Genomic DNA, 23,904 nt, shown 5'->3' with positions numbered 1-23,904 from the left:
TCGATTCGACATGCATATAGAAACGCCTAAAAATACCATCAACAAAAGCGCAAAGGAAGTTTATGAATTTCTTACCGATCTTCAGAACTTTGAGAAACTTATGCCCGAAAACATTGAAAAGTTCGCGGTCTTGAATGATGATCGGTTTCTTTTTGCCCTTAAGGGAATGCCTGAGATCGTATTGGAACGCAAGGAGCAGACACCACACCAAAAAATCGTATTGGGTGCCGCCAGTGACAAACTTCCTTTTACCCTAACGACCGATATAGTTGCGCTGAATGAAAATTCCTGTGAGGTCAATTTGAGTTTCAGCGGTGAATTCAATGCCATGATGGCCATGATGATCAAAAAACCCATAACCAATTTCATGGGTACATTATCAGATAACCTGGGCACGCTATAAAGCGGCCTTAATACATCAAACTGATTTCTTTCATATTATACTCCTTTAGGACCTCGTCCTCAAGGGCTACCATTAATTTGCCTTGTTTGGAGACCCCTCGGATGAACCCCATGAATACGGTGCCTTCGGCATCTTTGAACGTAGAGGGTTTATCCTTTCTGAACAATACCCTTTCGTAACTTTGCTTAACATAGGCAGTACCTTTTTGCTCTAAATCGGAAAAAGCGGTTTTCAAGGCATCGCGAAACAAGACCACCAACTCATCAAGATCGAACATTTTGCCACTCAATATGGAAAGTGACGAAACATTCGGAAGATTTTTGAACGTTTTTTGGTTCACATTCAATCCAATTCCGATAACGGAGGAAACCAATCGATTTCCGGATAAAATATTTTCAATTAAAATTCCACAAATTTTCGAATGTCCTGACAGAATGTCGTTTGGCCATTTAACCCGTAGATCAGGTATATTTAAATTGGTCAAAGTATTGAAAACCGCTAAGGAAACACACATATTCAACACGAAAGGATTGGTCATTTCGAGCATATCCAATCGCTTTAAAACACTGAATGTCAGGTTTTTACCTGCTTCCGCCTCCCAAGTCGTCCCCATTTGCCCCCTTCCCAGGGTTTGTTCACGGGCCACAACTATCGTAAAATCGTCCAAGGGTCTTTCATTCATTAATTGCCTTAAGTACAAGTTTGTAGAGGGCGTGGCACCAAGTTTGATTATCATCTTATCCTACCTTAGAAAAGCGTGTAACACCTATTGTTAATTTTTTTAAGGATAAAAGAACAAAAAAATAATAACTTTGTAGAAATTAAAACTTTTGAATGCAAAAAAAGAAAGCTAGTGCAGACGAGTTAATAGCATTGATTTTAGCAGGAATCGAAGAAGTAAAAGGTCAAAATATAACTTTACTTGATTTAAGGGAAATTGAAAACACCGTATGTGATTACTTCATAATATGCGATGGTACTTCAAACACCCATGTGAACGCCATTGTTGGATCTATCCAAAAAACAGTTAGTAAGGCCACCAAGGACAAGCCTTGGCATGTTGAAGGGCAAGAAAATGCTGAATGGGTCTTGATGGATTATGTCAATGTCGTCGTTCACCTATTCCAAAAACAAATTAGAGAATACTACGATATAGAAGGACTTTGGGGCGATGCAAAATTCACCACAGTGGAAAGTAGTATAAATCAGTAAAAAAAAATAATGGCAAAAGACAACAATACAACACCCAAAAAACCAAAATTCAGTTCTTGGTGGATTTACGGACTTATTGCAGTATTTCTTATTGGGTTTCAATTCATTGGCGGTGGCAATCTCGCCAATACCAAAAAAACGACTACTTCCGAATTACAGGAGTACCTTAGGAACGGCGATATCAGTAAGATACTCATCATTACCAATACCAACCAGGCCAAGGTTTTCCTTACGGATGAGGCTTTAAGGAAAGAAGTCCATAAAGATGTAGCGGAAAAGCCCTTGTTACCTACTACGGGTGCGGTCCCCCAATATATTTTGGATTACGGGGATCTACAGATTTTCCAAAATGAGATCACCGAAATCAAAAAGGATGAAAACCTGGATACCATAGTGGAGTTCGATAAAGAGTCGAATATTTTAGGGGATCTATTACTGGGTATACTTCCTTTCGTATTGATCATAGGGATTTGGATCTACCTCATGCGACGTATGTCCGGTGGCGGCGGCGGTGGTGCTGGAGGCCAGATTTTCAATATCGGAAAATCAAAGGCCAAACTGTTCGATGAAAAAACCGATACCCGTACTTCTTTCAAGGATGTTGCCGGATTGGAAGGTGCCAAAGAGGAAGTGGAAGAAATCGTGGAGTTTCTTAGAAACCCGGATAAGTACACCTCTTTAGGGGGTAAGATTCCGAAAGGAGCCTTATTGGTAGGCCCTCCAGGGACAGGTAAGACCTTATTGGCAAAAGCGGTTGCCGGTGAAGCCAAAGTTCCGTTTTTCTCCCTTTCAGGATCGGATTTTGTCGAGATGTTCGTTGGTGTAGGGGCTTCTAGGGTACGTGACCTTTTTAAACAGGCCAAAGACAAATCCCCAGCGATTATATTTATCGATGAAATTGATGCCATAGGTAGGGCCAGGGGAAAAAACAATTTCACGGGATCAAATGATGAACGTGAAAATACCCTTAACCAATTATTGACCGAAATGGATGGTTTCGGAACCAATACCAATGTAATCGTACTTGCTGCAACCAACAGGGCGGATGTATTGGACAAGGCCTTGATGAGGGCAGGTCGTTTTGACAGACAGATTTATGTAGATCTACCCGATATTCGCGAACGAAAAGAAATTTTTGAAGTCCACCTAAGGCCCATCAAGACCGCTGAAACCTTGGACTTGGATTTCTTGGCACGTCAAACCCCCGGTTTCTCAGGTGCCGATATTGCCAACGTATGTAACGAAGCTGCCCTAATCGCCGCTCGAAAAGAGAAAAAAGCGGTTAGCAAACAAGACTTTCTCGATGCGGTGGATCGTATTGTCGGCGGATTGGAGAAAAAGAACAAGATCATTACGGCCGGTGAGAAAAAGACCATTGCCTATCACGAAGCCGGTCATGCCACGGTTAGTTGGATGCTCGAACACGCAGCACCACTGGTCAAGGTGACCATTGTACCTAGGGGCCAATCCTTGGGAGCCGCTTGGTATTTACCCGAAGAAAGACTGATCGTCCGACCCGAACAAATGAAGGATGAAATGTGTGCCACCCTCGGGGGAAGGGCCGCTGAAAAAGTGATTTTCGACAAAATATCCACAGGTGCCTTAAGCGATTTGGAAAAAGTCACCAAACAGGCAAGGGCCATGGTAACCGTATATGGTTTAAATGAAGAAATAGGGAACCTAACCTATTACGATTCCTCGGGCCAGAACGAATACGGGTTCACCAAACCTTATAGCGAGGAGACGGCGCAAAAAATCGATACCGAAATTTCGAAAATCATAGAAGAACAATACAAGCGGGCCATCCAAGTACTGGATGACAACAAGGATAAACTTATTGAATTGGCCGAACGTCTTTTGGAAAAAGAGGTTATTTTTAAGGAAGATTTGGAAAAGATTTTTGGAAGAAGGCCTTTTGACAAACATTTCGATGGCAAAGGGCAAGAAGTGAATGAAGAAACCGAAGCCAAGGATAAAGAAACCATTGTAGAGGAAGAAGAAACAGAAAACAAGGAAAAATAAATAAACCCGATTTTACAGCCCCCTGTTTTCCTTTGGGAAAACAGGGGGCTGTAGAACACTTTAATCACATTAATGGGGCTATTTGATAAACTATTCGGAGGCGGCAAAAAAAAGGTTACCAAAGAAACCGTGGAAACACGAGGGGTTCATATGCCTGATTTGAATATTCCTGTTGATGAAAAATTCACCATTTATTTTAAAAAAAATGGGGGTAAATTCATCTATTGTGATTCATTCCAAGAAACATCCGAAGCACTCCATAACATTGTACTTGAAAATAATTGGGAAAACCATCCCTTCTTTACAATGAACCCCATGCTAAAGGATAGGTTTTCCAAAGAACAAATAACATTCACCGACAATACGAAGGAAAGTGAAGTATTCTTTACGACCTGCGAACACCTTATTGCCCAAAACGGATCTATTTTAGTCTGTTCAAACCAATTGATGGAAAAGAAACTTTACGAATTACCCGATAACATCATCGTATTTGCAACAACAAGCCAATTAGTGGAGTCCATTGGGGAAGGCCTTAAGAAAATAAAGAAAAAATACGGCCATAGTATTCCGGCCAATATCACCACCCTGAAACACTTTAAAGCAACAAACGAAAATTCTGATGACTTTTTAACCTACGGTAGTAGCTCCAAAAATCTCTATCTTTTACTTTTGGAAGATCTTTAGTATGAAAGAAGTTTTAAGAAGGGCACTTTCCGGAGCGGTTTACATCATTCTATTGCTATCAGCAGTATTTCTGAGCTCGGATGCTTTCGATTTCCTGTTCATGATTTTTGGACTAGCCTGCCTCTATGAATTCAAAAGGTTGGTTCACCTAAAAGGATACCATATTTTTATAGCCTATTTGGCCTTGTGGTGGGCATTTATCTATTTGGTACATGACAAGTGGTTGATCAATATCTTGATGTTCCTTACCATTTCAACGAACATTGTCCTGCTCTTTTTCCTGTTTTCGAAAAAAGAACGTCCCTTCAAATTTCATCACAAGTTTATCATTGGTCTTTTTTATATCGGTGGCGGCTGTATCTTTCTAACCATGATACCGTATAAAAACAACGATTTTGCCAAATTGTTGATTATGGGTATTTTTATCCTGATATGGGTCAATGACTCTTTTGCGTATCTGGTAGGAAGTACAATAGGTCGAAATAAATTATTTCCCAGGGTCTCTCCCAAGAAAACCGTTGAAGGGGCTTTGGGCGGATTGGCCTTTACATTGATCGCCGCTTATTTCCTTGGTAGGTGCGAACCGATCATCGACCCCATACAATGGATGATCTTAGCTGGGATAATCGTACTTTTCGGCACCCTTGGGGATTTGATAGAGTCTAAATTCAAAAGAGCTAGTGGGGTAAAGGATAGTGGGGCTATTATTCCCGGCCATGGCGGTCTTCTTGATCGTCTTGACAGTATGGTTTTTGCAGCCCCTTTTGCCTATTTAACGTTAAATATTTTCACTTATGTTTCATAAAGAGGGCCAAACGATAATCTTAACCACCTTTACCATCGTTGTTGGTATTGTGCTACTTTCAGGGTTTTATGTAGGCAACGACTGGTTGCGTTGGGGACTTCAGGCCTTCTCAATGCTGGTATTGATCCTGATTCTACAATTCTTCAGGAACCCAAAAAGAAGTGCGAATAATCTCTTTGATGAAATCCTGGCCCCGGTCGATGGCAAGGTCGTTGTGATCGAAGAGGTTCTCGAAACCGAATATTTCAATGACAAAAGGCTCCAAGTATCGATTTTCATGTCCCCTTTCAATGTACATGTAACCCGCTACCCCATTAGTGGTACGATCAAATATTCCAAATACCACCCAGGCAAATACCTAGTGGCATGGCATCCCAAATCGAGTACCGACAATGAACGCACCACAGTGGTCATCAACACCCCTAAATTCGGTAAAATCCTATACCGTCAAATAGCAGGCGCCATGGCAAGAAGAATCGTAAATTATGCCGAGGAAGGTGAAAGCGTAAGTCAAGGGGAAGACTCTGGTTTTATTAAATTTGGTTCTAGGGTAGACTTATTGTTACCTTTGGATTGTGCCATTACCGTAAAACTGAACCAAAAAGTTGTCGGAGCCAAAACTTGTATCGCTACCTATGTTGATAAACATGAAGAAAGAGACTTTACGTAAAGAATTTGATGAAGCCGTGGCTGTGGTCAACGCCTACACAGAACCGCTTCCTGCAGATCTCTTGCTAAAACTATATGCCTATTACAAAATCGCGAATAAAAATTTTGACAACCCCGGAAGTAAAACCCCGCTAATCAATGCTTTTAAAGCGAATGCCCTTTTTCAAGCCAAGGATATAAGCCGTGAAGAAGCGATGAAATCCTATATTGCATTGGTCGAAAAAGAAATCAAGAATTGATGCCCCCCTAACCGATACCATTTTTAGATCACGCCTCTTAAGTACGGCACATAATAAATTATAACGGTTTCCCGTAACCCCTATTAATACCTCCTATTCCTTCTTCCCACAGCTTACCCCATTAAGTGTAGCTTGGCATCTATTAAAAAACACCCTTATTTATTGCGGTTTCGGAAACGTTTAAAAGCTATCTGTAGGGTATCGTATCCAGAACATGGTTGATCGCCTCCAATCGTGCTTCGGTCTTTTTATCCGCTTTTATGATTACCCACGGGGCATGATCCGTATGGGTATCCTTCAACATCACTTCCTTGTACTTGGTATATTCATCCCAAAGACCTTGGGCTTTCTCATCTACGGCAGACAATTTCCACCGTTTCAATTCACTTTTTCGAATATCATCAAAACGCTTTGCCTGTTCTTCCTTGGAAATCGAGAAATAAAATTTAATAAGATAGGTATCGGATGAAATGATCATCTTCTCAAAATCATTGACCTGCCCCATGAACCTTTCATATTGTTCCACGGTACAGAAGCCATTCACCGGCTCAACCACTGCCCTATTATACCAACTACGATCAAAAAACACGATTTTTCCGGGCTTTGGCAATCTGTTCACATACCGTTGAAAATACCATTGGCCTTCTTCGTCCTCAGTGGGCTTGTTCAACGCCACGATACGGTAATATCGCGGATTGATATAAGCGGACATTCGTCGTATGGCCCCTCCTTTACCAGCCGCATCCCTTCCCTCAAAGAGGATAACGATCTTCTTTCTGTTCGCTATGGCCCATGTTTGGAGCTTTACAAGCTCTGCCTGTTGCTCCCGTAATCGCAATTCATATTTTACCTCTGCCAATGTTTTCTGCAAGTCGATTTTTTTATTCGCGAATAACCGTTTAAGGCCCTGCTTGGAATTGAGTAATTCCAAATCATCAGCTGTTAAGTCAATTTCCTTGATTTCCCTCATATTTTATATATCGATTTGTTTGGCATTTCTATAATAGCGGACAATAACGTTCGGGTCCGGTTGTATGAGACTGGAGACATCCTCCTTCTCGGAATAGTCAAAATTGGCCAATAAATAACGCATGCTTTCCAATCTTGCCGTTTTTTTATCGTTCGTCTTTACAATGATCCATGGTGAAAAATCGGTATGGGTTTTCGTAAACATCTGTTCCTTATAATAGGTATACTTGTCCCACAGTTGTTGCCCCATTTTATCCACGGGACTGAATTTCCATTGTTTTAAAGGATTTTTGAGTCGTGCATTGAACCTTTTGTTCTGCACTTCCTTCGATATCGAAAACCAAAACTTTATAATGATCACCCCATCTTCGTACAACATATGCTCGAACTCCGGGACCTGCACCATGAACTGTTTGTACTGGGCTTTATCACAAAATCCCATAACAGGCTCAACCACGGCCCTATTATACCAACTACGGTCAAAAAACACGATTTCCCCAGGATTCGGCAATTCTTTGATATACCTTCGAAAATACCACTGTCCCCTCTCATTCTCGGTAGGCTTCGAAAGTGCAACCACCCGGGAAGTGCGAGGATTCAAATGCTCTACGAAACGTTTTATGGAACCTCCTTTACCGGCAGCATCACGACCTTCAAAAAGAACGGCGACCCGTAATTGGTTTTTGTTGATCCATTGTTGGAGGTTTACCAATTCGCTTTGAAGTTTACTCAATTCAATTTCATACTTTACATTTCGAACGACATTGTCGATATTGACACCTTTTTTTTTGGCGATGGTGATCAAGTCTTTCCGGCTTTTGGCCGATTGTAAATCCTCTGCGGTAAATTTCATGTATTACATTATTATTTTCTAAAAATACGAATTTGGACAAATCATGGCGTCAACCAAAAATCATGTCCTGATAAATGGTTACGGGTTAAAAACAAATGGGGGTCGGGCTTAACTAAAACGGACCGATCATGATATGTGCCCTATGGGTACCGGGATCCATCAACCAGGGCATTCCTTTTGCATGCGGTTTTATCGGCAATCCCGTTTCCTCGGGTGTGGCAAAAGGGGTGTAGATCACGTATCTGAATTGCCCATCCTTGAGCATTCCGGTCGATTTATCGTAGTTCTCTTCCGTTCCAAAGTAGATATAGGTCATACTGGGCGCCTTGGGCATCGGTATTTTACCCTTAGCGACCTCCGCTCCACGGATTTCACGTATTTCCTTGGTATTCTTCCCTTCTGCCGTAAGTTCCCTTCCACGGGCCATAAAAGGTTCAAGTTTTTTGGAATAACAAGAAACACTGATTCCTTCTTTATTGGGGTCGTCCCCAAGGCAAACCAGATTGTTTTTCCCTTCCCGCAATACGACCAATTCACCCGATGCATCGTAACCATAGACCATGGCAGCATCCCTATCTTCCTCCGGAGCGGGCAATACGGCGGTCTGTATTTGGATTTCCACGGGCAGTATTTCTTTTTTTTCTTCTTGGGCATACATCCCAAGGGAAACCAAGGACAAAATAAAAAGGACAAATTTCATCATAAGAAAATCTTTTTCTTAAAGATAGTAATCTGTCTCTTAATTCGGCAATTTAGGATTTAAAAATCCCCTTTGCTTATTTTACTTTGGTCGTGAACATTTTTTTCCCTTCCAAATAGCCCACCATTTCATCCCCGGAATTCACCTTACCCGCTCCTTTGGCCGGTGTACCCGTCAATAGGATATCCCCTGGATTCAATGTCATGATTCCAGAAACATAAACGATCATTTTCGCCACATTGGTAATCATAAGGCCACTATTGCCTTTTTGGATCTCTTCCCCGTTAAGGGTCAATGAAAAATCAATATCCTGAACATCGGGGAATTGTTCGATAGGCAAAAATGCCGAAATCGGGGTAGCCCCATCAAAACCTTTGGCCAAAGCCCACGGACCTTTATTGGGTTCCCTACTTTTCTTCAATACATCTTTAGCCGTTAAGTCATTCGATAAGGCAACGGCATCCACAAAGGACAATGCATTTTCCGGAGTGGCATTTTTACAGGTTTTTCCAATTCTAAAAGCCAATTCCACCTCATACCAAACATCATTGGAAAATGAAGGCAACTCCAAGTCCGCATCATTCTCCAAAAGGGAGGAGTCCGGTTTTGTGAAAATCATGGGTTCCACTTCTCCTTCCGGAAGTTCACTTAAATCATTGACATAATTTTTCCCTATTGCGATAATTTTCATAATTTATCTATGGTTTATTATTCTAAATTCGCTAAACTTTTCTCTAAGGTAAGGATTTTGGCTTCGGCATCTGCCTGTTTTTTACGCTCCATGGCGATGACCTTTTCCGGTGCATTGTTCACGAACCGTTCATTGGAAAGTTTCTTTTGTACCGATTTCAAAAATCCCTCGGTGTACTTTAATTCCTCCTTTATTTTTTTGACTTCCGCCTCAATATCGACCGCCCCACTTATGGGTATGAAATACTCATTGCTTTTTACCCTAAAGGTCAGCGCCCCATCTACGGCAGTATCGACATAGGATATGGCAGAAACATTGGTCAATTTTTTGATAATGGTATCCCAATCCTGTTCTTGACCCCCTACATTCAGGACAGAAAGATCCAAACTTTCCTTCATGGGGATGTTCTTCTCTTTTCGAATGGTACGGATACCCGATATGACCTCTGCCGCGAATTCGAATTGTTGGATCAAGGCATCATCAACCTTCTCCATCTTCGGCCATTGCGCAATGACCAAAGCTTCCTCTGGCGTACGTTCTGCGATATGCTGCCAAACCTCTTCGGTCAAGAAAGGCATAAAGGGATGCAATAATTTCAAGTTATTCTCAAAAATGCCAATGACCTCATCAAAAGACGTTTTATCTATGGGTTGTTGATAGGCCGGTTTAATGATCTCCAATAACCAGGAACTGTAATCGTCCCAAATCAGTTTATAGATTGACATCAAGGCATCTGAAATTCTATATTTACTAAAATGATCCTCGATCTCAGCCAAGGTTTGGTTGAATTTTGCTTTATACCATGCAATGCCCAGCTTAGAGGATTCGGGTTGTGGCAGGTCTTCCACTTCCCAACCCTTAATCAATCTAAAGCCATTCCAAATCTTATTGGCAAAGTTCTTTCCTTGTTGGCAAAGGTCCTCATCGAACAGCAGATCATTTCCGGCGGCGGAACTCAACAAAAGCCCTACCCGGACCCCATCGGCCCCATAGTTTTCGATCAACCCCAATGCATCCGGTGAATTACCCAATGATTTGGACATTTTACGCCTTTGTTTATCCCTGACGATCCCGGTAAAATAAACATTTTCAAAAGGTTTTTCATCCCGATATTCATACCCGGCGATGATCATACGCGCCACCCAAAAGAAAATAATATCGGGACCGGTAACCAAATCGCTCGTAGGGTAATAATAATTGATATCCCGATTTTCGGGCTCCAATATTCCGTTGAAAACGGTCATCGGCCACAACCAGGAAGAGAACCAGGTATCGACCACATCGGCATCTTGTCTCAAATCATCCAATCCCAGGTTTTTATCATTGGACCGGGCCCTGGCCATTTCCAAGGCTTCCTCTTTGGATTCGGCCACTACAAAATCATCCTGTCCATCGCCATAGTAGTAGGCCGGGATCTGCTGCCCCCACCATAATTGCCTCGAGATATTCCAGTCACGAATGTTCTCCATCCAATGGCGGTAGGTATTTTCGAACTTTTTAGGGAAGAAATTGATTTCATCGGTTTCCAAAACGGCTTTGATCGCCGGTTTGACCAAATCTTCCATTTTCAAGAACCATTGTTCCGATAAACGAGGCTCGATTACCGCCTTGGTCCTTTCCGAAGTACCTACTTTATTGACATAGTTTTCGGTCTTTACCAAAAACCCTTTCTCCTCAAGTTCCTTTTTTATTTCCTTGCGCACCACAAAACGGTCTTTCCCTTGATAATGCAACCCAAAACTGTTCAGTGTCGCGTCGGCGTTGAAAATATCCAAGGTTTCCAAATCGTGTTTCTCCCCAAGGGCCTTGTCATTGATATCATGGGCCGGGGTTACTTTCAAACATCCCGTACCGAATTCCATATCCACATATTCATCTTCGATGATCGGAATGGCCCTATTACAGATCGGCACAATGGCTTTCTTTCCTTTTAAATGGGCATATCGTTCATCGTTGGGGTTAATACAGATGGCGGTATCCCCCAAGATGGTCTCAGGACGGGTGGTCGCAATGGTCACTTTTTCATCGGACCCTTCAATGGGATACGACAAATAGTAGAGAAGCCCTTGTTTTTCCTCATAAATAACTTCTTCATCCGATAAGGTGGTTTGGGCCTCTGGATCCCAGTTTACCATACGGTATCCGCGATAAATCAATCCCTTGTTATACAGGTCAACGAAAACCTTGATCACCGAAGCCGACATGGCATCGTCCATCGTGAAGGCGGTACGGTCCCAATCACAGGAACATCCCAATTTCTTCAATTGCTCAAGGATCACCCCTCCATATTCATGCGTCCAATCCCAGGCATGATTTAAGAATTCTTCCCTGGTCAGATCAGCCTTATTGATCCCTTGCTCTTTTAGTTTCGCAACGACTTTTGCTTCGGTAGCAATGGAGGCATGGTCGGTTCCGGGCACCCAGCACGCATTTTTACCTTGCAATCGGGCCCTACGGATCAATACATCCTGTATGGTATTGTTGAGCATATGGCCCATATGCAGTATTCCGGTAACATTTGGTGGGGGTATTACGATGCTATAAGGCTCTCGATCATCGGGGGTGGAATGAAAATATTTTTGGTTCATCCAGTAGTCATACCAGTGATTCTCTACCTTTTGAGGTTCATACTTAGAAGGAATATCCATTTTTGGAACAATTTTTGTATAATGTTTAAATCGGCAAGCAAAAATAAACCGAAAAGATGTGATAATTTATATTTTCATAGGGTTTTTGGCCCTATTTGAAATACGAAACAAAAATAAGTAACGTTATAAGATAACAAAAACAATTTTGGACGTTCGTTTAAAAAGATTAATTTTGAAATTCACCCTAAATATTTAATAATGAAAAAAATAGTACTTGTATTATTTGTAGGACTATTGGGATTTGGCTTAACCGCCCAGGAAACCAAAGCTAAAATCGAGTTTAAAACCGAAACCGTTGATTACGGTCAGATAATAAAAGGTAGTGATGGTGTGCGTGTTTTCGAATTCACGAACACTGGGGATGCCCCTCTTATCATAAGTAAGGTTAGTTCCAGTTGTGGATGTACGATCCCCAAAAAACCGGACGAACCGATCTTACCAGGGGAAACCGGCGAAATTCAAGTAAAGTATGATACGAACCGTGTTGGTCCCATCAGAAAAGCCATTACGGTCATCTCCAATGCGGAAACCCCAACTAAGGTCTTAAAGATCAAAGGCGAGATAAAAGCCAACGGAACGAAATAGTTGAAACTTTTTCGGAAATATATACCCTGATTACAGAAGTTATGTAGTCAGGGTTTTTTATGTTTGAACAGATCCTCTAGCACAAAGGAAAACAAAAGATTACTGTTGTACCTTTCGATAAGTACCCTCACCTTCTTGCCCTTACTATCATTGAGCATCTGAATGATTTCCTGGATCTTGTACTTGTGAACACGCTTTCCGTCAACGGCCAAAATAATATCGCCTTCCCTCATTCCTGCCGATTCGGCAGGACTACCGGCCCGAATGCCCGAAACCACTATCTCCGGCACCAAACTTAACCTTGTATTACCCTCAAACAGTATTTGTACATTCCCAAAGGCACCTTCCCCGCCTTTTATCACTCCGTACCCATTGGAAATACGTTGGGATACCAATCGCATTCCATCATGTTGCAGGGTAATTCCACTTAAATTATAATGGAAGGGCGATTTGAACATACCGTTCTTTCTCAAGGTTAACTGGCTATTGGGATAGTCAAAAATAATATTGAAACGCCTTAACACTTCCCCCCCGATACTCCCGTTCCTATTTCCGAAATTATCAATCGTTGCGAATGATTCGATATCGGGGAACGCCGCCTTCGCCTCCCTAAGAACGAAACTTCCGATCTGAATACTACTGACTTTGGTTCGTTTTCCAAAGACATCCCCGCTTAAACCTTTTCCCAGAAAATCATCATAATGCGCTTCCGGAACACCGATATCATCATCCTCAAAAAGCCAGATCGCATCGGTACTGCCCGTATCGACCAACAAATGCACGGGCACACCTTCTGAACCCTCAATCAGCACATGGGCATCAAGGTAAGCCTTGTTTTTATGGATGGTCATGGGCAAGGTCTCGGATCTTCTATCCTTTTTGTACTTATACTGTTTGGGATCATAAAATTTGATGACCTGTGTCGCATAATTGATATCGACCACAAAATCCCGAAATAGGTCATACCCTATGATACCATGTACCGGGATGCCCAAACTGGTCGAAAAATTCAGGGTTCTATCAATGACCACATAAAGTAATTGCCTCCGATTCTCGATGTTTTTCAACCTAAAGGTATTCCCCCGGGAACTTAAGGCCTTAATGGACCCCCCATCACCCAGCCCCCTGATATTGATTTCCGAAACATTGTTGATCTGTATGGAATCCTGATCGGTAATATTAAAAAGAATGGGCTTACTGACCCCACTATCCAGCATAAAGGAAAGTTCGGTCCCATTGACCTCTATAGGTAATATGATCAGGTTATTGACAAGCTCGAACTTGATTTTTTGGTATTTCATACCTTTGGGCAATTCAAAGGCCTGCCCCATTCCCAAAATGGGAAAACAGCACAATATTACCCAAAAAAACACCCTCATATATTTCATACTTACCACAACTCGTTGGGGTTACCCTTTAATTTACACAAAATACCCCTTAAATTACTGTTAATTAACAATTTAAAAAGACATGAAATAAACCCGTTTACGGTTGTTTGGTTCCTAATGATTTCTCATTTTTGTTTAAAATTAAGAACGTATGCCATCCATTTCGAAGAAAGGGACAAAGATGCCCGAATCACCCATTCGTAAATTAGTCCCTTATGCCGAAAAGGCGAAAAAAGAAGGCGTTGAAGTAATCCACTTGAATATTGGCCAGCCCGACATCAAAACGCCCCAAATCGCTTTGGATGCCGTAAAGAACAATACCCTTTCGGTACTCGAATACAGTAATTCGGAAGGCTCTGAGGCTTATCGTAAAAAACTGGCCTCATATTATGCAAAGCACGACATCCATGTCACCGCCCAGGATATTTTGGTGACTACGGGTGGTTCTGAAGCATTGTCCTTCGCCCTGGGGAGTATCGCGGACTCCAACGATGAGATCATCATCCCCGAACCGTTTTACGCGAATTATAACGGATTTGCAACCGCCATGGGCATCAATGTAATACCGGTGGTATCGCGGATCGATGATAATTTTGCACTGCCCCCCATTGAGGAATTCGAAAAACTCGTTACCCCCAGGACAAAAGGCATACTTATTTGTAATCCGGGTAACCCCACAGGGTATTTATACACCCGGGAAGAAATAGAAAAATTGTCTGCCATTGCCAAAAAACATGACATTTTCCTCATATCCGATGAAGTATACAGGGAATTCACCTATGACGGCAAGAAACATTTCTCCATCCTTCAGCAACCCGGAATGGAAGAACATGGGGTCGTTGTCGATTCGGTCTCAAAAAGATATAGCATGTGCGGTGCCCGGATCGGTTGTCTGGTTTCGAAAAACAAGGAATTATTAAAAACGGCCCTTAAATTCGCCCAGGCCCGTTTGTCCCCCCCCACCTACGCACAAATTGCCAGTGAAGCAGCCTTGGAGACCCCACAAAGTTATTTTGAGGATGTAAAAAAAGAATATGTTTCAAGAAGAAACCTGCTTATTGCGGAACTTGAAAAGATAGAAGGGATCAAAATCGGATATCCGCAAGGGGCCTTTTATTGTATCGCCGAACTACCTATTTCGAATTCCGATCATTTTGCACAGTGGCTATTGGAAGAATTCAGGGTAGACGGGGAAACGGTGATGGTAGCTCCGGCAGCTGGTTTCTATGCCTCCAAAGGCCTGGGCAAAAACCAAATACGCATCGCCTATGTCCTGGAAAAGGATAGCTTGAAAAGGGCAGTACATATCTTGAAGGAAGCATTGAAAATTTATAAGGACCAATGAACGTCCAGGAAAACATATCCCTAAAACCCTACAACACCTTCGGCATTGATGCCAAGGCCAGGTATTGGAGTGAAATCAGTTCCATTACGGACTTAAAAGAAGCCTTGCGATCAAAAATCCACCCCAGGCTATTTATACTAAGTGGGGGAAGCAATATGCTGATCACCCAAGACATAGATGCCCATGTCCTGTACATAAACATCAAAGGCAAGGAAATAATAAAGGAAGACGACGACCATGTTTACCTTAAGGTCATGGCAGGCGAGGTTTGGCATGATATGGTAGTTTGGTGCCTAGAACGTGATTTCGGCGGTTTGGAAAATTTATCGCTCATTCCCGGGCGAACGGGTACTGCCCCCATTCAAAATATCGGGGCCTACGGCATTGAACTCAAGGACACCTTCGTGAGTTGTGAAGCCATGGCCATCGATGACGGGACCATCAAGGAGTTCACAAAAGAAGATTGCCGATTCGGCTACAGGGAGTCTTATTTTAAAAATGAAGGAAAGGGGAAATACGTAATAACTTCGGTCACTTTCAAACTCTCCAAAAGAAACCATAATCCCAATACGTCTTATGGGGCGATAAATACCCAATTGGAGCAATGGGGCATTAAAGAACCTAGCATACAGGATGTTTCAAAAGCCGTTGTGGCCATTAGACAAAGCAAACTACCAGACCCCGAGGTGTTGGGCAATAGTGGTAGCTTCTTTAAAAATCCGGTCCTTTCAAAAGCGAAGTTCGAAACATTTATTTCCGAACATCCCACGGCCAAATATTTTAAAGTATCCGACGGTTCCTATAAGGTACCTGCCGGTTGGCTAATAGAACAATGCGGCTTTAAAGGCAAACGTTACGGGGATGCGGGGGTACATAAGAACCAGGCTTTGGTACTCGTGAATTATGGTAATGCGACAGGCCATGAGCTCATAGGGCTCGCCCAGAAAATTACGGAGGCCGTTTACGAAACCTTCGGTATTGCCATACAACCCGAGGTGAATATCATAAAATAACCCCTGCCGAAAAACAACAGGGGTTATGCCAAACCAAACTAACCAAAAATTAAATGTACAGTTACCAATTGTACATCCAAATAATCATAACTTTGAGATAACGCCACTTATAGCAATCAATTTTATAATTTAGCGTTTAAAGGATATACGGAAACGATTAATGGATTGGATGCCAAGAGATTGAATTTTTTTCGAAGATAAACCAGTATATGAGCGTACTTCTAGAGAAGCATATTGTTGAATTATTACAAGAGCGGAATGAAAAGGCCATTTCCCTCCTGTACGAACATTATGGGGATACGCTTTATGGGGTTGCGAAAAAAGTAGTCCGTGATGAAGAATTGGCCCAGGATGTCTTACAGGAAAGCTTTGTGAAAATCTGGAAAAAATCGGATTCCTACGACCCTTCAAAGGCAAAATTATTTACCTGGTTGTTCAGGATCACCAGAAACACGGCCATTGACAAACTGCGCAGTGTCAACACAAAAACGGATAAAGAAATCCAAATGGACGTTTCGGACGTATATAGTTTAGGTGTTGATAGCATCAACCCTGAATTCATGGATGTTCGTGAGAATCTTGACAAAATAGAGGAAAAGTACCAAATCGTACTCGAAGCCTTGTTTTTCGAAGGAATGACCCAACAAGAAGCCAGTGAGGAATTGGATATCCCCCTAGGGACCATTAAATCCAGGTTGAAGATAGGGCTCAGGGAATTGAAGAAGATCTATGGACCCACAATGATGCTCGCACCCCTATTAAATCTAATGTGATGAAAGAAAAAATAAAAATATTCCTGGATTCCGATCTACTTGAAAAGTATTTATTGGGAACCACCGATGAATCCGAATCCTTACAAGTGGAAAGGTACTTGGCCATGTATCCCGAAGTAAGGGAAACCTATAACGAACTTCAGGAAAACTTGGAGATTTTCGCCAAATTACACGCGGTTAAAACTCCCGACGGGTTACGGGACAGGATCCTTGCCCGGATCAAATCGGAAAACGCTAATAGAAAAAAATTCTTCAGGTATGCGATCGCGGCCAGTTTTGCGGCGATGATGTTCGCCGGGGCCTCCTATTTCCTATGGGACCAAAACCAAAGCCTACAAGAAGAGAATATCATCGTGAACAACAAGATCGAGAACTTGAAAGAAGACATGCGACTCGAACTGGAGGATGTCCGAAACCAATTCATTGTATTGAACAACCCACAGACGAAAAGATTCAATGTCAAAGGAAACAAGAATGCCAAAGAGCTGAAGGCCGTGGCCTATATCAATCCTGTAAAAAAGCTGTCCTATATCAATGTCAAGGAACTTCCCCATATCGCCGACAACCAAAGTTTTCAAATGTGGGCCGAGGTCAATGGTGAAATGATCAACCTCGGGATCATCGATGAAAAGGCCGGCAAGGAAAAGTTACTTGCACTGCCCTATGCCGACGAGGCCGTTAGCTATATTACCATTGAACCCAAAGGGGGCAACCTGACCCCGACCGTGGAGAATATAGTTGCCAAGATCGATTATTAGTCCGTAAAATACAGTACATATTTCCCAAGCCTTGACGATACAGTCAGGGCTTTATTTTTATATCTTTGTAGAAAATTTCACTATGAAACTCATTCTATTGACAATAGGTCTTTTAGCAGTAGCCTTTGCAGGTATAGCCATTAAAATTTGGTCTAAGAAAAATGGACGTTTCGCAGGAACTTGCGCCAGTCAAAGTCCTTTCCTGAACAAAGATGGGGAAGCCTGTGGCATGTGCGGGAAATTACCGGGCGAGCGGGATTGTGAGAACGAAACGGCCCCAAAACTGCACTGAAAACCAACCCGGAGGACATAAACCATTGCTCTGACGTGATTAATAGCGAAGAATCCTTACATGAAACGATCAACAGGGCAAAAATGGGCAACCAAATAGCCTTCAGTAGTTTGTTGGATACTTTTTGGAACGATGTTTACGGGTTCCAACTCAAGCGTACCGAAAATGAAAATGACGCTGAGGACATCACCATACAGACCTTTTCAAAAGCATTTGACAAAATCGACACCTACGACGAATCGTACAAATTCAAGACTTGGCTGATTACGATTTCGAAAAATATCCACATTGATTTGATCCGCAAAAGAAAAAGAAACATCTTTCAAAGTAGCGGCAGCCCGGATGCGATTTCCAAGGTATTGGACGATGCCCCTACCGCTGAGGACAAGCTGATCATTGAACAGAATTTGGCAACCCTTTTGGAAAATATCAAAAAATTGAAACCCCATTACCAAGAGGTGATCAATCTCCGCTATTTTCAAGAGCTGAGCTATGCCGCCATTGCCAAAGAACTGAACGAACCGATCAACAATATCAAAGTGAAGTTGTTAAGGGCCAAAAAATTACTGGCCGAAATCATCAAAAAAAAGAAATAAACCCTTTTATAGTGTTCAAAAGGCCCCTACCTATTGGGTTTTCATTACCATTTTGAATGATGGGCCGTACATTATTTTGTTCGTATATTTGTAGAAAATTGAATCTATGGCTGTAGAGAGCGTTATTCCCCCGGCAGGCAAACCAAAATGGTTGCGTGTTAAGTTACCGACCGGAAAAAAATACACCCAATTACGGGGATTAGTGGATAAATATGAACTGAATACCATTTGCACCTCCGGGAGTTGCCCCAATATGGGGGAATGTTGGGGCGAAGGTACCGCCACATTCATGATTTTAGGTAACATATGCACCCGTTCTTGCGGATTCTGTGGGGTTCAGACAGGCCGACCTTCTTCGGTTGATTGGGCGGAACCCGAAAAAGTGGCTAGATCCATTAAATTAATGGAGATCAAACATGCGGTGATAACCTCGGTCGATCGGGACGATTTAAAGGATATGGGGTCCATCATATGGGCAGAAACGGTCAAGGCCATTCGAAGAACGAGTCCAAAAACCACCCTGGAAACGCTTATCCCTGATTTTCAGGGTATCGAAAGGCATTTAGACCGAATTGTCGAAGTGGCACCGGAAGTTATTTCCCACAATATGGAGACCGTTAAAAGGCTTACAAGGGAAGTACGCATTCAGGCCAAGTACGAAAGAAGTCTAGAGGTATTGAGGTATTTACACGACCAAGGGGCAAACCGAACCAAATCGGGAATCATGCTAGGGCTCGGTGAGCTCGAAGAAGAAGTGTTGGAAACCATGGAGGACCTAAGAAATGCCAAGGTAGATGTGGTTACCATCGGGCAATACCTACAGCCCTCGAAAAAACATTTACCCGTACAAAAATTCATCCTCCCGGAACAGTTCAAAAAATACGAGGAAGCCGGCTATAAAATGGGCTTCAGACATGTTGAAAGCGGGGCATTGGTTCGCTCCTCCTACAAGGCCCACAAGCATATCAATTAATGTGCGCGGCCTTTTAAGGATTACCAAAAAACAAATAGGACGCTTTCTATGAAAAAAATCAATATCGGCATTAATGGTTTCGGTAGGATCGGCCGTACCCTATTCAGATTATTGAACGACCATCCACACCTGAATGTTGTGGCCATCAACGATTTGGCAAATGCCAGAACCTTGGCCCACCTCCTTAAATACGACAGTATACATGGGGTATGGAACAATGGGATCACCCATGATCCCGACGGTATACTCATCAATGGCAAAAAAATCCCCTTGACGAACGAGAGTTCGCCGGAGCACATCCCCTGGGCAAAACATCAGGTGGATATCGTTGTGGAATGCAGTGGCAAATTCAAAACCAAGGAAGCGTTGCAGCACCATTTGAACAATGGTGCCAAAAAAGTCATACTCTCTGTCCCCCCGATTGATGAATCGATAAAAATGATCGTCTTTGGCGTCAATGAAAGTATAATAGGGTCCGAGGACGACATTATCTCCAATGCCTCCTGTACGACCAATAATGCCGCGCCGATGATCAAAGTGATCAACGGACTATGCGGTATTGAACAGGCATATATTACCACCATACACTCCTATACTACCGATCAGAGCCTACACGATCAGCCGCATAACGACCTGCGTAGGGCGAGGGCGGCCTCCCAATCGATTATCCCGACAACTACAGGGGCGGCCAAAGCACTTACGAGGATTTTTCCCGAACTTGCCAACGTCATAGGGGGTTGTGGCATTCGGGTACCGGTCCCCAACAACTCGTTAACCGACATAACTTTCAACGTAAAAAAAGAAACCTCCATCCAAGAAATCAACGATGCATTTAAGGATGCATCTGAAAATGAACTGAAAAACATACTTTTTTATACCGAAGACCCTATAGTTTCCATCGACATAAACAATACTTATCACTCTTGTACGTTTGATTCTATAATGACTTCCGTAATTGGAAAAATGGTAAAGATCATTGGTTGGTACGACAATGAAACAGGATACAGCAATAGGATCATTGACGTCATCAACTTATTAATAGAAAAAAGATTTGTTTGAACATTAAAAAACCATATATCGGCCTAAAAGGCTTAACCTTGGTCTTCTTGTGCTTGTGCCTTGGCATTTGCAGCACCACCTATGCCCAAGACAATACGGCCCAAAACGATGTGGAATCCTACTTTGAAGAGGCCAGGACCTATAGGAACAAAAACCAAATAGACCTAGCACTCCGGTCTTTGGAGAAGGCCGCCTCATTGGCCGAAGCGAACAAAGACGTCAAAAAGCTTATCGACAGTTACAATATGTTCGCTTTGCTTTATTTAAAATTGAATAAGGTAAATACGACCAAGTATTATTGGGATAGGGCAAAGGTACTTTTGAACGAAGTGGAATATCCTTATGGTGATGCCATCTACAAATATATCGAAGCCATCCTACTTTTTAGGGACGATCAGAACTTCCAAGCCATTTTTATGCTCAATGAGGCACGGCAGCTCAATAATGATCGGAATTTCTTCAACAATATTTTATTGACCGAAGGTGAAATCTACCTCAACCTGGAAAAATACGAGAGTGCAACGAAGAATTTCAATTCGTTGATCGTAAACACCGATATATACGAAAAGGAATACCTTTCCACCAGGGCTTATCTAGGACTTGCCTCAACCCAAATGAAAACCGGAAATTATGAGGATGCGGCCAAGAATGCGGAGAATGCCCTAAGGTTGGCCGAGGAAAATGGATTTTCGATCGAGATAGTAAACGGTAACAGTCTCTTGGCCGAGGCCAATGAAAATATTGGCAACTATCAAAATGCCCTAACGGCCACACGTAATTTACAAACCGCCAAAGACTCCCTTTTCGGTATCGAAAAACTGAGCATAGAAACCAAAACGGCCGATGAGATCCACAATGAGAACATGGCCAATGAGATCAAGCGCCAGGACGAACGTATTGAGGAGTTGAGCAAATCGGCAAACCGCTCCGAGATTACTGCCATACTGACTTCCGCTTTCTTGATCATCATCTCGCTATTGGCCGTATCGTTATACAGGAACAATCAGATAAAGTTAAAAACGAACGCCCTACTCCATACAAAGAACAGTGAGTTGCAGGCCGCCAGGGATGAGGCGGTCAGTGCCATGGAAGCCAAAACGAACTTCCTATCGACCGTTAGCCACGAACTACGAACACCGCTGTATGCCGTTACGGGTCTTACGCATTTATTGTTGGAAGAAAATCCGAACGAAAATCAAATAGAACATCTTAAGGCCTTGAAATTTTCAGGGGATTACCTACTCAATTTCATCAATGATATTCTTCATATCAATAAGATCGATGCGGATAAGTTGGAACCATTGATCATGGAATTCAACCTCAATAGGCTTTTAAAGGAAGTCATCGACTCCCTACAACAAAGTGCCAAGGGCAACAGAACCAAACTGATCCTGGACTATGACGAGAGCATTCCTTCGCATCTGATGAGCGATCCCGTAAAACTCTCACAGATTTTCATGAACCTTATCGGAAATGCGCTAAAGTTCACCAAAAATGGGGAGGTCACGGTAAAAGCCCAAATGGTTCATAAAGAAGAGGATGAGATTACCGTGTATTTCGAGGTCAAGGATAACGGAATCGGTATTTCAAAAGAACAGCAGGAAAAAATATTTGATGGGTTTGAACAAGGTTCCATACAGATCAATAGGGAATACGGAGGCACCGGTTTGGGGCTGACCATCGTAAAAAGCCTACTAGGCCTGTTCGACAGTAAGATAAAATTGGAAAGTGAATTGGGCAAAGGAAGTGCTTTTTACTTTGAATTGAAGTTGAAATGCAAGGACAACATCATCGACAACGTTCCTTTTGAGATCGTCAAAGAGGATTATGATTTTAAGGGACTTCGTATATTGATCGTGGAAGACAATAAGATCAATCAGGTCATTACCAAGAAAATGTTGTCAAAGAAAGAAATCGAGGCCGATATTGCGAACAACGGTACGGAAGCGATAGAATTGGCAAAAAAGAATACGTATGATGCCATTTTAATGGATATCCATATGCCGGGGATCAGTGGGGACGAAGCGACGATCGAAATACGGAAGTTCGACAAGATCACCCCTATCATAGCCCTTACGGCCATTTCTTTGGACGATAGTTTGGAGGTCTTTTATGCCGCCGGCTGTAACGACATCGTCACCAAACCTTTTAAACCCGAGGTTTTTTATCAAAAAATAGGCGAGAATATCTTCGGGAAACAAACGAACAGCTCCCCTATTGCATAAAATCGTGGATCGCCTTTTCCAAAATCGCCCCTCCTCCATTAAGGAATTCGTGCTTTACCTGTATATAATACAGATCGGCCACTTTGCCCTTTAATCGGGCAAAATCCTTTTCGGTGGTCAGTACGATCGGTTTTGAATTGAAAAGTCCAATTTCGGAAGTGCTGAAAAAATGGTGGTCCCTATATTCCAGATGTTCCAAATCAACACCCCGATCGATCAAATAACCCACCAAGGGCTTCGGATTGGCTATTCCCGTGACCAAGGTTACCCTTTGCCCCAAAAGATCCTCCAACGATAACGGGGCCCCGTTCCCTTTTAGGCGATGGTCATACCTTAATTGGCTGAACAATACCTGTTGCTCCTTTTTGGGCTTTAACGATTTCAATACTTGGGTTTGCCGTTCATTATCCAAAGTATCGGGACATTTGGTCACCACGATCACATGGGCCCTTCGGGCTTCCCTTTTGGAATCCCTTAAATTGCCCGTGGGCAAATACCGATCCTTACTATATAAACCGTCGTAGGCGGTAAGCAATATCGAAAAACCGGGCTTTACCTTACGGTGTTGAAAGGCATCGTCCAATAAGACCAGGTCAGGATGTACCGATTTTTCCAGATTGGCGATCCCATTGCACCGATCGGCATCGACGGCCACGGTTATTTTCGGGAATTTCTTGAAAATCTGGTAGGGCTCATCGCCAAGTTCTTCCACATTACCTCCGTCCGATGCTATTTGAAACCCTTTGGATTTACGTTTATATCCCCGACTCAGCACGGCCACCTTATACCTATCTTGCAGTAGGGCCACCAAATACTCGATCATCGGTGTTTTACCGGTGCCACCGACACTTAGGTTGCCCACACAGATCGTTGGGGTTTTGAACGAAGTACTTTTTAAAATACCGAAATCATAGAGTACATTTCTGACATGTACCACCAGGCCATAGACCAGGGAAATCGGAAAAGCTAATTTTCTAAGGAGTTGCATTAGAACGAAATTAT

25 protein-coding genes are annotated in these 23,904 nt (G+C 42.6%); 17 read left to right on the top strand and 8 right to left on the bottom strand.

What is annotated here, in order from left to right; all coding sequences use genetic code 11:
• Positions 1–10: 10 nt before the first annotated feature.
• On the top strand, positions 11–403 hold the full coding sequence (locus PHU20_RS18880) for an SRPBCC family protein (RefSeq protein ID WP_274826973.1): 393 nt from the start codon (positions 11–13) through the stop codon (positions 401–403).
• Positions 404–410: 7 nt separating this feature from the next.
• Here PHU20_RS18880 and PHU20_RS18875 read toward each other — a convergent pair whose 3' ends face one another.
• On the bottom strand, positions 411–1,139 hold the full coding sequence (locus PHU20_RS18875) for a biotin--[acetyl-CoA-carboxylase] ligase (RefSeq protein ID WP_274826972.1): 729 nt from the start codon (positions 1,137–1,139) through the stop codon (positions 411–413).
• A 98-nt stretch (positions 1,140–1,237) separates the two neighbouring features.
• On the opposite strand from PHU20_RS18875, the gene rsfS reads away from it, so the two are divergent.
• The 6 genes from rsfS to PHU20_RS18845 all read left to right on the top strand — a co-directional run bounded on the left by rsfS (position 1,238) and on the right by PHU20_RS18845 (position 6,034).
• On the top strand, positions 1,238–1,615 hold the full coding sequence (gene rsfS, locus PHU20_RS18870; protein ID WP_274826971.1) for a ribosome silencing factor: 378 nt from the start codon (positions 1,238–1,240) through the stop codon (positions 1,613–1,615).
• A gap of 9 nt (positions 1,616–1,624) precedes the next feature.
• Complete coding sequence (ftsH, locus tag PHU20_RS18865; protein ID WP_274826970.1) at positions 1,625–3,637, top strand: ATP-dependent zinc metalloprotease FtsH; 2,013 nt, start codon at positions 1,625–1,627, stop codon at positions 3,635–3,637.
• Between the two features lie 72 nt (positions 3,638–3,709).
• Entirely contained in the window at positions 3,710–4,321 is a 612-nt protein-coding gene (locus tag PHU20_RS18860; protein ID WP_274826969.1) for an LUD domain-containing protein, read from the top strand.
• A gap of 1 nt (position 4,322) precedes the next feature.
• The gene (locus PHU20_RS18855; RefSeq protein WP_274826968.1) at positions 4,323–5,126 is read left to right on the top strand and encodes a phosphatidate cytidylyltransferase; all 804 of its coding nucleotides are present in this window, start codon (positions 4,323–4,325) and stop codon (positions 5,124–5,126) included.
• Positions 5,116–5,796 (top strand): phosphatidylserine decarboxylase family protein, encoded by a 681-nt coding sequence (locus tag PHU20_RS18850; protein ID WP_274826967.1) that lies wholly within the window; start codon positions 5,116–5,118, stop codon positions 5,794–5,796. Before PHU20_RS18855 ends, PHU20_RS18850 begins: the two co-directional genes overlap by 11 nt.
• Positions 5,774–6,034 (top strand): acyl-CoA-binding protein, encoded by a 261-nt coding sequence (locus tag PHU20_RS18845; protein WP_274826966.1) that lies wholly within the window; start codon positions 5,774–5,776, stop codon positions 6,032–6,034. Before PHU20_RS18850 ends, PHU20_RS18845 begins: the two co-directional genes overlap by 23 nt.
• A gap of 187 nt (positions 6,035–6,221) precedes the next feature.
• Here PHU20_RS18845 and ppk2 (PHU20_RS18840) read toward each other — a convergent pair whose 3' ends face one another.
• From ppk2 (PHU20_RS18840) to PHU20_RS18820, 5 genes are all read right to left on the bottom strand, one after another.
• On the bottom strand, positions 6,222–7,004 hold the full coding sequence (gene ppk2 / locus PHU20_RS18840) for a polyphosphate kinase 2 (RefSeq protein WP_274826965.1): 783 nt from the start codon (positions 7,002–7,004) through the stop codon (positions 6,222–6,224).
• A gap of 3 nt (positions 7,005–7,007) precedes the next feature.
• A complete protein-coding gene (gene ppk2, locus PHU20_RS18835; RefSeq protein WP_274826964.1) occupies positions 7,008–7,856 on the bottom strand; it encodes a polyphosphate kinase 2 in 849 nt (282 codons plus the stop codon).
• A gap of 112 nt (positions 7,857–7,968) precedes the next feature.
• Positions 7,969–8,559, bottom strand: coding sequence for a hypothetical protein (locus PHU20_RS18830; protein WP_274826963.1), 591 nt, complete (start codon positions 8,557–8,559; stop codon positions 7,969–7,971).
• Positions 8,560–8,632: 73 nt separating this feature from the next.
• Positions 8,633–9,247: a fumarylacetoacetate hydrolase family protein gene (locus PHU20_RS18825; protein WP_274826962.1), complete on the bottom strand. Its 615-nt coding sequence runs from the start codon at positions 9,245–9,247 to the stop codon at positions 8,633–8,635.
• Positions 9,248–9,264: 17 nt separating this feature from the next.
• Entirely contained in the window at positions 9,265–11,895 is a 2,631-nt protein-coding gene (locus PHU20_RS18820) for a valine--tRNA ligase (RefSeq protein ID WP_274826961.1), read from the bottom strand.
• Between the two features lie 198 nt (positions 11,896–12,093).
• Here PHU20_RS18820 and PHU20_RS18815 point away from each other — a divergent pair, with 198 nt between their 5' ends.
• Entirely contained in the window at positions 12,094–12,480 is a 387-nt protein-coding gene (locus PHU20_RS18815) for a DUF1573 domain-containing protein (protein WP_274826960.1), read from the top strand.
• 47 nt (positions 12,481–12,527) lie between these two features.
• Here the strand turns inward: PHU20_RS18815 and PHU20_RS18810 are convergent, their stop codons facing one another.
• Entirely contained in the window at positions 12,528–13,781 is a 1,254-nt protein-coding gene (locus PHU20_RS18810) for an aspartyl protease family protein (RefSeq protein ID WP_274826959.1), read from the bottom strand.
• A 238-nt stretch (positions 13,782–14,019) separates the two neighbouring features.
• Here PHU20_RS18810 and PHU20_RS18805 point away from each other — a divergent pair, with 238 nt between their 5' ends.
• From PHU20_RS18805 to PHU20_RS18765, 9 genes are all read left to right on the top strand, one after another.
• Entirely contained in the window at positions 14,020–15,213 is a 1,194-nt protein-coding gene (locus PHU20_RS18805; RefSeq protein WP_274826958.1) for a pyridoxal phosphate-dependent aminotransferase, read from the top strand.
• Positions 15,210–16,226 carry a UDP-N-acetylmuramate dehydrogenase gene (gene murB, locus PHU20_RS18800; RefSeq protein WP_274826957.1) on the top strand — a complete coding sequence of 339 codons (1,017 nt, stop codon included), beginning with the start codon at positions 15,210–15,212 and terminating at the stop codon, positions 16,224–16,226. The genes PHU20_RS18805 and murB overlap by 4 nt, the downstream gene beginning before the upstream one ends.
• Before the next feature lie 209 nt (positions 16,227–16,435).
• A complete protein-coding gene (locus PHU20_RS18795; protein WP_274826956.1) occupies positions 16,436–16,999 on the top strand; it encodes an RNA polymerase sigma factor in 564 nt (187 codons plus the stop codon).
• Positions 16,999–17,757, top strand: coding sequence for an anti-sigma factor (locus tag PHU20_RS18790; RefSeq protein WP_274826955.1), 759 nt, complete (start codon positions 16,999–17,001; stop codon positions 17,755–17,757). Before PHU20_RS18795 ends, PHU20_RS18790 begins: the two co-directional genes overlap by 1 nt.
• An 82-nt stretch (positions 17,758–17,839) precedes the next feature.
• On the top strand, positions 17,840–18,049 hold the full coding sequence (locus tag PHU20_RS18785; protein WP_274826954.1) for a membrane or secreted protein: 210 nt from the start codon (positions 17,840–17,842) through the stop codon (positions 18,047–18,049).
• 35 nt (positions 18,050–18,084) lie between these two features.
• Positions 18,085–18,645, top strand: a complete 561-nt coding sequence (locus PHU20_RS18780) for an RNA polymerase sigma factor (protein ID WP_274826953.1) — start codon at positions 18,085–18,087, stop codon at positions 18,643–18,645.
• 106 nt (positions 18,646–18,751) lie between these two features.
• Entirely contained in the window at positions 18,752–19,618 is an 867-nt protein-coding gene (lipA, locus tag PHU20_RS18775) for a lipoyl synthase (RefSeq protein ID WP_274826952.1), read from the top strand.
• Between the two features lie 48 nt (positions 19,619–19,666).
• Positions 19,667–20,677: a type I glyceraldehyde-3-phosphate dehydrogenase gene (gene gap / locus PHU20_RS18770; RefSeq protein WP_274826951.1), complete on the top strand. Its 1,011-nt coding sequence runs from the start codon at positions 19,667–19,669 to the stop codon at positions 20,675–20,677.
• Positions 20,674–22,902, top strand: a complete 2,229-nt coding sequence (locus PHU20_RS18765) for a tetratricopeptide repeat-containing hybrid sensor histidine kinase/response regulator (RefSeq protein ID WP_274826950.1) — start codon at positions 20,674–20,676, stop codon at positions 22,900–22,902. The genes gap and PHU20_RS18765 overlap by 4 nt, the downstream gene beginning before the upstream one ends.
• On the opposite strand, the gene lpxK is transcribed toward PHU20_RS18765, so the two are convergent.
• Entirely contained in the window at positions 22,892–23,890 is a 999-nt protein-coding gene (gene lpxK / locus PHU20_RS18760; protein WP_274826949.1) for a tetraacyldisaccharide 4'-kinase, read from the bottom strand. The genes PHU20_RS18765 and lpxK overlap by 11 nt on opposite strands.
• Positions 23,891–23,904 lie beyond the last annotated feature (14 nt).

The sequence above is a fragment of the Maribacter polysaccharolyticus genome (assembly GCF_028882255.1).
In the GTDB taxonomy this organism is placed as follows: domain Bacteria; phylum Bacteroidota; class Bacteroidia; order Flavobacteriales; family Flavobacteriaceae; genus Maribacter_A; species Maribacter_A polysaccharolyticus.
This window is presented reverse-complemented; position numbering and strand designations above follow the sequence as displayed.